An 11,967-nucleotide genomic window follows, 5' to 3' on the forward strand; every position below is an offset into this window, starting at 1 on the left:
GGTGTGTCGATGTCATCGCATAATAAATCGAAAAGTAATGAATCTTATTTGTTAATTATTCTCATTTGTTTGTATACTGTGCGAAAGGGTTTAGGAATTTTCACGGTGCGTTTGTCAGATTTAAAAGCAAAACAGACCGCCATCATTCGAAAAGTCAATCGAACGATGGACAGTCAGCAAGCCTCTCATGATGTGGTTGCAAACCGCTTGGAGACTTTAGGCTTTATACCGGGCACACAGGTTCAAGTGATTACCAAAGGTATTTTCGGAGGAGACCCGATCCTGATTCAGGTCGGCTTTACACGTTTTGCTTTACGTAAATCGGAAGCAGCTAAAATTGAAATTGAACAGGGAGTTTCAGCATGAGTGATACTTTGCGTGTTGCGCTTGTTGGAAATCCGAACTGTGGTAAAACTTCATTATTCAATCACTTAACTGGATCACGTCAAAAAGTCGGCAACTATGCCGGGGTAACAGTTGAGCGTAAGGTTGGAAATTTTCAGCTAGCTTCAGGTCAGGCGGTACGTGTCTTAGATTTACCTGGTACCTATAGTCTGGATGCTACCAGTCCGGATGAAGAAATTACCCGCAACGTGGTACAGGGAAAAATTGCTGAAGAAGCGCATCAAGATGCCTTTTTATGTGTGGTAGATGCAACTAACCTGAAACTGCATCTGGGACTGGTTCTGGAAATGATCGCGCTTGGCCGGCCAATGTTGGTCGTGCTGAACATGATGGATGAAGCACGCCGTCGTGGGATGCAGATCAATACCCAGAAATTGTCTGAACGTCTGGGGGTGCCGGTGGTTGAAACGGTTGCCGTACGTAATTCAGGAATTGAAAACCTGAAAAATGTGCTGGAGCAGGGCAAGTTTTCTACACCCCAGACGGAACTAAGTGGTTTAAGTGGTGAGAGTCATCAACAGGTTGCGACCATTTTGAAAGATGTGGTCAACTATGTGGATCAGGAAGATAAGCGCACCGACTTTCTGGACAAGATTTTCCTGCATCCAGTTCTGGGCCTGCTCAGCCTGGCCCTCATGATGTTTGTGGTGTTTCAGGCGGTTTTTGCCTGGGCTGCACCTTTCATGGATGGAATTGAAGCATTCTTCGGCTGGCTGGGCGAATTTCTGGGCGCCTATATTGCTCATCCGCTACTGAATAGCCTGGTGGTGGATGGGATTATTGCGGGTGCCGGCGGGGTCATCGTGTTCCTGCCACAAATTCTGATTCTGTTTTTCTTTATTTTGGTGCTGGAAGAATCCGGGTATCTGCCACGCGCAGCTTTTCTGCTGGATAAACTCATGTTTAAGGCCGGTCTTTCGGGCCGTGCTTTTATTCCCTTGTTATCTAGCTTTGCCTGTGCCGTCCCCGGGATTATGGCTTCACGCACCATTAGTGATCCGCGTGACCGTCTCACCACCATCTTTGTTGCACCATTGATGACCTGTTCGGCACGTTTGCCGGTATATGCACTGCTGATTGCGGCGTTTATTCCTGAACAAACGGTAGGGGGCTTTATGAACCTGCAAGGGCTGGTGTTATTTGCCCTGTATATGGCGGGGATTGTGAGCGCACTGGCGGTATCCTTTGTACTGAAATTTTTCTATAAAGATAAATCTCAGCACATGCTGTTGATGGAGCTGCCCAGCTACCGTTTTCCTGACCTGAAAAACGTCTGGATCGGTTTAGTAGACCGCGGCAAAATCTTCTTGAAACGTGTAGGGGGCATCATCTTTGCGCTGTCCGTGGTGCTCTGGTTCCTGTGTACTTTCCCGCAACCACCAGCAGATGCAACCCTACCTGCGATTGATTATTCCTTTGCCGGAATGCTGGGGCATGTGCTGCAACCGATTTTTGCGCCACTGGGCTTTAACTGGCAGATCTGTATTGCCCTGATTCCGGCCATGGCAGCGCGTGAAGTTGTCGTTGCCGCCCTGGGGACAGTCTATGCCCTGTCGGCAGTGGATGAAGATGCGATGTCTGAGGGACTGGCCTCGCTGATCAGTAGCGGTGGAGACTTGGGCTGGTCATTGGCAACCGGTTTATCCTTACTGGTCTGGTTTATCTATGCACCACACTGTCTGGCTACCCTGGCGACGGTTAAACGTGAAACCGGTTCCTGGAAAACGGTCAGTATCATGACTATTTACCTGTTTGGTCTGGCATATTTCATGTCATTCCTGACCTACCAAATCGCTTCACATTATTTTGGCTAAATCGGATCGGGCATATGCTCGAAATGCTTGAGCTTATGATGCGAAGGGGAGACTGAAATGATTGAGATTTTAATTGTAGCGGTACTGGTGCTCTGGAGCACGCTGGTGGTGTTTAAGAAAGTATTTCCGAATACGTCGCGCTCGTTTTTTCAGAAACTGTCGGGTGCCTGTGCAGCCAAAGGCTGGGAACGTCTGGCCAAGTGGCTGCAACCTGCAATGGCCAGTGGTTGTGGCAACTGTGCCTGCCCGGTATCTGAACAAACTAAGCACAACAAGCCTGATGCCCAGGCGGTCAAATGGAAATAAAGCCGCTATTGTTGTAGATTTCAAAAAACCGTCATGCGCATGACGGTTTTTTTACGCACTGACACAAAAAATACCGTAGAAAGTCAAAACAGAAAAAGCATTCAAAACAGCAAAGTGCTACCATTTCGTCAGTTTTAAAATAGACCAGAAAATGGGGCAAAAATGTTAATACAACGTGGTGGACTTAAAGTCGTTGCAGGACTCGGAATTTCAGGTGTTGCAGCCGTCAACTTCTTACATGGCCAAGGCTACCGCGTTGCAGTAACAGATTCGAGAACGACTCCGCCTGGGCATGACCAGATTCCGGCTGAGGTACAGACCAGCTTTGGTCATTTTGACCAGGAACTTTTACTGTCGGCTGAAGAAATCATTATCAGTCCGGGACTTGATCCAAAACTTGCGGAAATCCAGGCTGCAATTGCACAGGGTATTCCGGTGGTGAGTGAAATCCAGATTTTACGCCGTGCAACTCACAAGCCTATAGTAGCAATTACCGGCTCCAATGCAAAAAGTACCGTTACCACGCTGATTGGCCTCATGGCAGTTGATGCCGGTAAAAAGGTGGCCGTAGGAGGCAATCTTGGCCGTCCGGCATTGGACCTGATCCAAGATGATCCTGAGCTGTATATCCTTGAATTGTCAAGCTTCCAGCTTGAAACTACCTCCAATTTAAATGCTGAAGTGGCGGTGGTTTTAAATATGAGTGAAGATCATCTGGACCGTCATGGTGACATGATGGGCTATCACGCCGCCAAGCACCGTATTTTTCAAGGGGCAAAAAAAGTGGTGTTTAACCGCGATGATGCTCTGACGCGTCCGCTGGTTCCGGGTACCACACCCATGCAAAGTTTTGGCCTGAATGCACCCGATATGAATCAGTACGGTATTCTCAAAGAGACAGATGGCACCATCTGGCTGGCGCGTGGCCGTGAACGTTTGCTGAAAAGCTCCCAGATGTATCTGCAGGGAACACATAACATTGCCAATGCCTTGGCGTGTCTGGTTTTGGGGGAAGCGATCGGTCTGCCGCTGGATAGCATGCTTGAAACGCTTAAAACCTTTAAAGGCTTAGAGCATCGCTGTGAGTTCGTCAAAGAAGTGCATGGGGTACGTTATTATAATGACTCTAAAGGCACCAATATTGGCGCCACGCAGGCTGCCCTAGACGGACTGGGGGCGGCGATTGAAGTTCAGGGCGGTAAAGTAGCCATCATTTTAGGGGGGCAAGGCAAAGGACAGGACTTTAAAGCCCTGCGAGATTCTTTATCCCAATATGCCAAGGTTGCGGTGCTGATTGGAGAAGATCGTCCTCTGATTGAAGAGGCGATTGCCGGCACCACTGAGCTGCGACATGCTGATAATTTGCAGCAGGCGGTTGAAATCTGTCAAAAGCACACTCAGGCTCATGATGTCGTGTTATTGTCTCCTGCATGTGCAAGCTTTGACATGTTCTCGGGCTATCCGGAGCGTGGTCGCAAATTTGTAACCTATGTGAATGAACTCAATTAAGAATAATAAGGATTGGTGCTATGGCTGAGTTTGCTCAGACTACGATCAATAAATTAAACCGCTTATATGATCAGTGGGTGCCAAAACTGCCGGTAGATGTCAATGCACGGAATGTGCTGATTTTCTCGGTGCTGGCCTTGCTGTGTATTGGCTCGATCATGGTGGCTTCCGCCTCGATGCCGTATGCCGAGCGTATTCATGAAAATGCCTTTCATTATGTAATCCGGCACGGGATTTCGATTGTTGCTGCGCTTGTGGCTGCATATCTGGCTTATAAAGTCCCGCTGAAGATGTGGTTTAACAATACCTTCTTCTTGTGGATAGTCACCATTGTGCTGCTGGTCGCAGTACTTTTTATCGGGACTGAAGTCAATGGTTCCAAACGCTGGATCAGGCTGGCCGGCTTTACCTTGCAGGCCTCTGAAGTTGCCAAGGTCATGATGGCCATTTTTACAGCCGACTATGTGGTACGTCGTGCAGAAGAAGTCCGAAATAATATTAAAGGGCTGATTCGCTTGAGTGCCATCATGGGGGCCACGGTTGGTCTAATTATTCTGGAACCCGATCTTGGGGCAACGGTGGTGATTACCCTGACTATGCTGGGTGTCTTCTTTCTGGCGGGTGCGCCCTGGATTCAGTTTGGGGTGGCATTGATGACCTTGTTGGGGGTATTTGCCGTTGCAATTGCATGGGAGCCGTATCGTTTACAGCGTTTGCTGTCTTTCTCCAACCCTTGGGAAGATCCGCTCGGCACTGGTTATCAGCTGTCGAATGCCCTGATGGCATTTGGTCGCGGTGAATGGTCAGGCGTCGGCCTGGGTCATAGTATCCAGAAAATGTCATATCTGCCTGAAGCACATACCGACTTTATGCTGGCAATTCTGGGAGAGGAGTTTGGTTTTCTGGGCATTGCCACCATTCTGCTTTTATCCTTTACCATGCTGGTCTGCTGCATCCGGATCGGGCATCGTGCCTTGCAGCATCAGTATTTGCGTGCCGGCTATCTCGCCTATGGCATCAGTATTATTTTCCTGCTGCAAATTCTGGTCAATGCCGGGATGAATATGGGGCTGTTACCGACCAAAGGTTTGACCCTGCCATTTATCAGTTATGGCGGTTCATCTTTGATTATCTGTGCAGTGATGATCAGCTTGATTTTGAAAATTGACGCTACTACCCAGCAAGTCAATCCAAGCCGCGAAGAATCAAGCTTCTAGACTGGACTGACGCTGTGGATCAGGCTGGGCATGGTCAAGTACTGTGCTCGGCATGACCGTACCGCAATTCAAACAGCGTACAAAAGCACTTTTCGCCTTGGATAGCGGAATTAGGGGAATAAAAAACAGAGAAAAATAATTGCGCTGCTGCTTTAATTCATAGGCTGAGCGCGTGCGGCAGACCGGGCAGAGAAACTGGCTTTTCTCAATTACCTTGGTTTTCGGTCCTATCCCAAAAATAAAAAACATCCTGATCTTCCTCTTTGAGCTTTGTTCTTGTTGTTAGCTTAAGTCAAACCTGATTTTTATACATAGTGACCTTGTAGCTGTGTTGTATGAGGAATTCGTGCAATATCCCACTGGGCCACGGCCTGCTCCAGCATATGTGCAGGGCGGTCCATGTCAACCGGCAGCTGACCCAAGGCCTGAAGTGCCTGTTTCAAGAGCAGGGGAGCCTGCTGGAGATTCAGTGCTTGTGCCAGATTTTGCTTGGACAGTTTCTGCCCCTGATCATTCATGGCTAAAGGCAGATGCAGATAGCTCAAGCGCGGATAGCCCAGTAACTGCCCCAGATAAATCTGGCGTTCGGTGTTGTCTAACAGATCAGCACCACGCACCACATGGGTCATGCCTTGCAGATAATCGTCCACCACCACAGCCAGTTGATAGTTGATAATCCCATCACGGCGTTTCAGGACAAAATCCCCGAGGTCCTTTTTTAGTTCTGAACAGTGCCGGCCTTGTAGACGGTCGTCAAAGCAGATGGTGACATCTTCAACCTTGAGGCGGATTGCCTGATGCTCAAAGGCCAGGTTTAAATGACGACAGGTATCCTGATAGATATGGTTGGAGCCGAGCATTTTACGGGTGCATTGGCAGGCATAAACCTGTCCTTGCTGACGGATCTGCTGAATGACTTTTTCATAAAGCTCGAGGCGATCTTTCTGAAAAATGATGGCGCTATCTGGCTCAAATTCAAAAGCGTCCAGCGCGCGCAGGATATGCGCTTCACTGCCCGGATAAATACGCGGAATGTCGGTATCTTCAATCCGCACCAGCCAGCGGCCCTGATGGGCTTTGGCATCACAATAGCTGGCCACCGCTGTAATAAGGGAGCCAAAATGCAAAGGGCCGGTTGGCGATGGCGCGAACCGGCCCACATAAGCCATCCTGTTATCCCCCTCCCTGATTAAGGGAGGGGTTAGGGGAGGATTATTGGAGAACATCATTAACCGTTGTTTTGCTTCTCTTTGATTTCTGCCAGAGTTTTGCAGTCAATACATAAAGTTGCAGTTGGACGGGCTTCCAGACGGCGTAAACCGATTTCGATACCGCAAGTTTCGCAGAAACCGTAGTCATCGTTCTGGATCGCTTCAATCGACTGTTCGATTTTGCGGATCAGCTTACGCTCGCGGTCACGGGTACGCAGCTCGATTGCAAACTCTTCTTCTTGCGTTGCGCGGTCATTCACATCAGGAAGGGCCGTATTTTCATCCTGCATGGTATTTAAAGTACGGTCAACTTCTGACATCAGCTCAGCTTTCCATGCCATCAAAATTTGACGGAAGTGTCCAAGCTGGCCTTCAGACATATATTCTTCATTTTTTTTAGGTTGATAAGGTTCAATACCAAATAAGCTAGCAGTAGAACCACCCTCAGTCGTTTTCGGCTTAGATTTACGTACTCGCTTGGTAGCTTTCCCTTCTACAAGATCGGTTTGTTGGTCTAAGACTTGATTTTGGTTGTCATTCGCCATTTAGGGCATTCCTCATCATATGCGTATATACGTACGCAAAAAATATGGTGATATGCAATTTTTTATCCACCCTGAAGAAGGATTATCCTTCTATGGGGGTCGTCATCATATAGACTTTTTATACGCTTTAATAGTCTTTGATGTATGGATTATAACTATCACACTTCCTTCGGTTGCATTAAGGTAAAGCAAAAAAATTAAATTGGAAAGTTAATAACCTGAAATTTCAGTATTAATATTTTGCTCACTGAAGGCAATCCGCTGCACATGGGTCTCAAACCCGCCATTCTGGTACAAATGTACTACCCGATAGCCCGGTGCGGCCTGATCTAGCGCAAAATTTTCACTTCTGGGTTTGAACTGCACACTGGTGGAGGGCGCCGATAAAAAAGCTACGCCTTGCCACGCATGACAGGAGTCCTGATGCACATGGCCAAACAGTACCAGTTTGACATTTTGATGGCGGGCAATCACCTGTTTCAGACTATCTGCATTTTTCAGACGGTGTTGGTCTATCCAGCGCGATTGCATGGCAAAAGGATGATGATGACAGGCAATTACAATATGTTGCGTCCGATGCTCAGTTAGAAGTTGATCCAGCTGATCTAGCTGGGTCTGCTCAATCCAGCCATCTACCTGATTTGCCACGGCACTGTTTAATAGGATCAGGGACCATGTTCCCAGACGGATGGCATGGGCCTGATCCGTATTACGGTAAAACGGAAAATAGCGGGCATCATCATGATTGCCTGGAATCTGGTAATACGGCACATTCAGGGCCTGAATCGACTGAAGATAGCGGGCATAGGTGTCTGCGACCGGCACCTGAGCCAAGTCACCGGTATGAATCAAGGCATCCATTTGTGGAAAATGGGTTTGGATATGTTGCATGACCTGCTGGAAGCTGTACTCCGGATTAATCTGGGCAAAACTCAGGTCTGGCTGGTCCATTAAATGGGTGTCGGTAATCTGGATCAGGGTCCAGTCTTGCGCACTTTCACTCTCAAATTGGGCTAGATTTTTCATGTCTGCCCCCTTAAATATATCTGGGCAGTATGGATATGCATTTGCAGCCATTGTAAGGCCATAATGACTGGGGCATTTTTTAAGCGGCCATTGCTGAGCAATTCGGCAAGATCTGTATAGTCCAGAATATGCAGCTGGATATTTTCTCCTTCATCCGGCATACCGAAAATACCGCCCTTTTCAGGCAGTACACTTTCAGCTACATATAAGTGAAACAGCTCAGAACAGGCCCCGGCAGAAGGATAGAAGCTAAAAATATGTTGTAAATGCTCAATACTACAGCCTGATTCTTCCAGTGCTTCACGGCGAATACACTGTTCCGGCGCTTCATCACCATCGAGTACGCCGGCAATGATTTCCAGTTGCCAGGGTGAATCGGCATCATCCAGCCCACCAATACGAAACTGTTCGATCAGAGCGAATTTTTGTTGCTGGTCGTTATAAATCAGGACGCCAGCGGCTTCTGGGCGATGAATCAACTCACGCTGCAAAACTGGTGTCTGGGCTGCTTGATGAAAAAGGCGATGGCGCAGGCTGACTTTTTCAACCTGAATAAATCCCCGATATAAAAATTCCCGCGCTTCTATACTAAAATCGTTTTTATTGTAAGAAGCCTGTTTAATAATATTCATAAGCTCAGAAAAGATGAAATACTTACGTTTTCATCCTATCTGAGATTTTTATGAAGACAACTGTTTTTTTTGAAGTTTATAGCTTGTGGTATAGTTTTTGACCAGTGCTATGAAACTCATTTTTCATCTGGGTCAGTCCAGACTCAATCTCTGCTTGGCCAGCTGCTTGCTGACTGGCATAGTCACGAACATTCTGGGTGATTTTCATTGAACAGAACTTTGGACCACACATTGAACAGAAATGCGCTGATTTATGCGCCTGTTTGGGCATGGTTTCATCATGCATACTGCGCGCGGTATCTGGATCCAGACTCAGGTTAAACTGATCTTCCCAACGGAATTCAAAACGTGCCTTGGACAAGGCATTATCGCGGGCTTGAGCACCTGGATGACCTTTGGCCAGATCGGCTGCATGCGCTGCAATCTTGTAGGTAATAATGCCATCTTTGACATCTTTCTTGTTCGGCAGGCCCAAATGCTCTTTGGGGGTCACATAGCACAGCATGGCCGTACCGTACCAGCCAATCATGGCCGCGCCAATTGCTGAGGTAATATGGTCATAGCCTGGCGCAATATCGGTGGTTAAAGGCCCTAAGGTATAAAAAGGCGCTTCTTTACAGACTTCGAGCTGCAGGTCCATATTCTCCTTGATCATATGCATAGGAACATGGCCCGGGCCTTCAATCATGACCTGTACATCATGTTTCCAGGCACGGTGAGTCAGCTCTCCCAAGGTTCTCAGCTCGGCAAATTGAGCTTCGTCATTGGCATCTTGAATACAACCAGGGCGCAGGCCATCTCCCAGACTAAAGGAGACATCATAGGCCTTCATGATTTCACAGATCTCATCGAAATGGGTATAGAGGAAGTTTTCCTGATGATGGGCCAGACACCACTGCGCCATGATTGAACCGCCACGAGATACGATACCGGTTAAGCGATTTGCCGTCAGCGGTACATATCTCAAAAGCACGCCAGCATGAATGGTGAAATAGTCCACACCCTGTTCGGCTTGTTCAATCAGGGTATCTTTAAAGATCTCCCAGGTTAGGTCTTCAGCCACGCCGTTGACTTTTTCCAGTGCCTGATAGATTGGTACGGTGCCGATCGGCACCGGAGAGTTACGGATAATCCATTCACGGGTTTCATGAATATTCTGTCCGGTGGACAGATCCATAATCGTATCTGCCCCCCAGCGTGTCGCCCAGGTCATTTTCGAGACTTCTTCTTCAATACTCGAACCGAGTGCAGAGTTACCGATATTGGCATTGATTTTCACCAAAAAATTACGTCCGATAATCATCGGCTCGAGTTCCGGGTGATTAATATTGGCCGGAATGATTGCACGGCCTTCCGCCACTTCTTGACGGACAAACTCCGGAGTAATTTCGGTGAGATTTTTTGCTCCAAAGTTTTGTCCCGGATGCTGGCGCATATCCACGCCTTCAAGCTGACGCAGATTTTCCCGAATCGCGATATATTCCATTTCCGGCGTAATGATGCCCTGTTTGGCATAATGCATCTGGGTCACGTTCTGGCCAGCTTTGGCACGGCGTGGTTTTTGAATATGGGCAAAGCGGATTTCGGCCGTGCGGATGTCACGCAAACGCTGGCGGCCAAATTCAGAACTGAGCTGATCCAGCACTTCTGTATCATTACGCTGCTTGATCCATGGTTCACGTACATTTGGCAAGCCTTTATTCAGATCAATCGCCACATTGGGATCTGTGTAGACACCCGAGGTGTCATACACCATCAAAGGGGGATTGCTTTCATTGCCAGTACGGGTTGGGGTTTCACTTAAAGAGATTTCCCGCATGGGAACTTGAATATCGGGACGTGAACCTTGTAAATAGACTTTACGTGATGCTGGCAGAATACGGGTCAGGTCGCGAGCTTCCTGTTCATGCTGGCTTAGGGGAGTTTCAGAAGAAAGATTCGTTAACTGGTTCATTGTCATGATCCTTATGAATGACATCAACGAATCAAGCACGACCAAAAACGTGGGCGGTATTATCCTGTGCAGGACAAAAAGGCTGGGGTTTTTAGATGGCTTGATTCCTACGCAGGTTTTAACCTGATCAGGTTCAACGGTACTCATGTTCACTGCCAGTCGAGGATTGGCATTACATGATCTCAGCGAGGGACTACTCGCGCTCCGTCAAGCGAAGCTTAATCTTAGCGCAGTTGGCGTCTAAAAAGTAGCTTTAAATCAATGGCTGCAAGTTTGAACAACAGAAGCTATTTTTATGTAACCGACTCTAAAGACAAATGGCATCTCGAAAGCAGTTTTTTTCATAATTCTGCGAGGGCGGGCTGATCTGGGCATAATATAAAATCTGTTCGGCCTCGGAGCGGTTACGATAGTTTTCCGGCAGCGCCTGCTGACGCTGTTCAGGACTCATGTCTAAAAACTCCAGAAATAATCGTGCCTGCGCAGACAGCGTCGATTTCTGACCACGTGACAAACCGATAATGGTTTCCAGATGACTGGTATCCACGCTATAACGGTCCCGATAATCTGCAGACACTGGAGAGGCTTCAGTGCCGCGGAACAAGAAGTAGGTATATTGTTTGAGGAGGTATTTCGCGTCCTGTGTATAGCTGCTCTGCGGGTAGGTCTGAAGATAGTCTTCCCAGAACAGGCCACGTGCGGCAATATCTGCTGCCTCAAGCTGGAGCCGGTTGTTGATCAGGACCGGTTCGGCATTCTGTTCTGCTAGATTCTCAATAAAGGTTTTTTCAGGCGCCGGTAAATAAGGGGCAAAAATACGCGCCAGATATTCCGGACTGCGGCGATAATGCAGCTGACCATCTCCAAGATCCAGCAATTCTACATAGGCTTGCCCTTTATGTTTTAGCAGGTACTGGTCACGCGAGGTCAGCTGTTCAAAATGACTCTGCTGAATGGTCGGATGCTGGGCCATTTCCAGAGAATATTGCTCAAAGGCGCGTTGCTGGAATTCGCTACGTTCAACATTTAAAAAGCGCTGATACATCTCGGTTGAATGTTGCATCAGGTGTTTCTGCTCGGCCAGTTCCATCAGTGGCAGACACACTTTCAGGTCCTGATTAATCTGCTCCAGCGCAAAGGTGGTGCGCTGATCATTAATCTGGGCCATATTTTTTTCAATATTCTGGCACATGAGCGTAAAATCATGTTCCGGACTCAGCGTGGCTTTAAGCTCCGCCTGTTCAATTTCAAGCTGCGGTTCTGAAGGCTGCTGACATGCTCCTACGAACAGCAAGCTGCTCAAAACTAAACCATATTTGAATATTGACTGGAATCGCGTTAACACTAT

Annotated in this window: 12 protein-coding genes and 1 riboswitch; of the genes, 5 read left to right on the forward strand and 7 right to left on the reverse strand. The window is 47.8% G+C overall.

What is annotated here, in order from left to right; all coding sequences use genetic code 11:
• Positions 1-105: 105 nt before the first annotated feature.
• The 5 genes from NI467_RS00230 to ftsW all read left to right on the forward strand — a co-directional run bounded on the left by NI467_RS00230 (position 106) and on the right by ftsW (position 5,251).
• Positions 106-366, forward strand: a complete 261-nt coding sequence (locus tag NI467_RS00230) for a FeoA family protein (protein ID WP_151204046.1) — start codon at positions 106-108, stop codon at positions 364-366.
• The gene (locus NI467_RS00235; protein WP_253150255.1) at positions 363-2,219 is read left to right on the forward strand and encodes a ferrous iron transporter B; all 1,857 of its coding nucleotides are present in this window, start codon (positions 363-365) and stop codon (positions 2,217-2,219) included. The genes NI467_RS00230 and NI467_RS00235 overlap by 4 nt, the downstream gene beginning before the upstream one ends.
• Before the next feature lie 57 nt (positions 2,220-2,276).
• A complete protein-coding gene (locus NI467_RS00240; protein WP_253150257.1) occupies positions 2,277-2,525 on the forward strand; it encodes a DUF6587 family protein in 249 nt (82 codons plus the stop codon).
• A 162-nt stretch (positions 2,526-2,687) separates the two neighbouring features.
• Positions 2,688-4,034: a UDP-N-acetylmuramoyl-L-alanine--D-glutamate ligase gene (gene murD, locus NI467_RS00245; RefSeq protein WP_253150258.1), complete on the forward strand. Its 1,347-nt coding sequence runs from the start codon at positions 2,688-2,690 to the stop codon at positions 4,032-4,034.
• Positions 4,035-4,054: 20 nt separating this feature from the next.
• On the forward strand, positions 4,055-5,251 hold the full coding sequence (gene ftsW / locus NI467_RS00250; protein ID WP_151204042.1) for a putative lipid II flippase FtsW: 1,197 nt from the start codon (positions 4,055-4,057) through the stop codon (positions 5,249-5,251).
• Here ftsW and NI467_RS00255 read toward each other — a convergent pair.
• The 7 genes from NI467_RS00255 to NI467_RS00285 form a co-directional block, all read right to left on the reverse strand.
• Complete coding sequence (locus NI467_RS00255; RefSeq protein ID WP_151204041.1) at positions 5,240-5,500, reverse strand: zinc ribbon domain-containing protein; 261 nt, start codon at positions 5,498-5,500, stop codon at positions 5,240-5,242. The two genes, ftsW and NI467_RS00255, sit on opposite strands and share 12 nt — an antisense overlap.
• 56 nt (positions 5,501-5,556) lie before the next feature.
• Positions 5,557-6,477, reverse strand: a complete 921-nt coding sequence (gene gluQRS, locus NI467_RS00260) for a tRNA glutamyl-Q(34) synthetase GluQRS (protein ID WP_253150499.1) — start codon at positions 6,475-6,477, stop codon at positions 5,557-5,559.
• A gap of 2 nt (positions 6,478-6,479) precedes the next feature.
• A complete protein-coding gene (dksA, locus tag NI467_RS00265) occupies positions 6,480-7,007 on the reverse strand; it encodes an RNA polymerase-binding protein DksA (RefSeq protein ID WP_151204039.1) in 528 nt (175 codons plus the stop codon).
• A 210-nt stretch (positions 7,008-7,217) separates the two neighbouring features.
• Complete coding sequence (gene cpdA, locus NI467_RS00270) at positions 7,218-8,033, reverse strand: 3',5'-cyclic-AMP phosphodiesterase (RefSeq protein WP_253150260.1); 816 nt, start codon at positions 8,031-8,033, stop codon at positions 7,218-7,220.
• Entirely contained in the window at positions 8,030-8,665 is a 636-nt protein-coding gene (locus tag NI467_RS00275) for an NUDIX domain-containing protein (protein ID WP_151204037.1), read from the reverse strand. The genes cpdA and NI467_RS00275 overlap by 4 nt, the downstream gene beginning before the upstream one ends.
• Before the next feature lie 76 nt (positions 8,666-8,741).
• Entirely contained in the window at positions 8,742-10,619 is a 1,878-nt protein-coding gene (gene thiC, locus NI467_RS00280; RefSeq protein ID WP_151204036.1) for a phosphomethylpyrimidine synthase ThiC, read from the reverse strand.
• Between the two features lie 87 nt (positions 10,620-10,706).
• A riboswitch (TPP riboswitch) is annotated at positions 10,707-10,836 on the reverse strand.
• 90 nt (positions 10,837-10,926) lie between these two features.
• Positions 10,927-11,964: a hypothetical protein gene (locus tag NI467_RS00285; protein ID WP_253150262.1), complete on the reverse strand. Its 1,038-nt coding sequence runs from the start codon at positions 11,962-11,964 to the stop codon at positions 10,927-10,929.
• Positions 11,965-11,967 lie beyond the last annotated feature (3 nt).

The organism is Acinetobacter sp. S4397-1, from assembly GCF_024129285.1.
GTDB lineage: Bacteria > Pseudomonadota > Gammaproteobacteria > Pseudomonadales > Moraxellaceae > Acinetobacter > Acinetobacter lwoffii_C.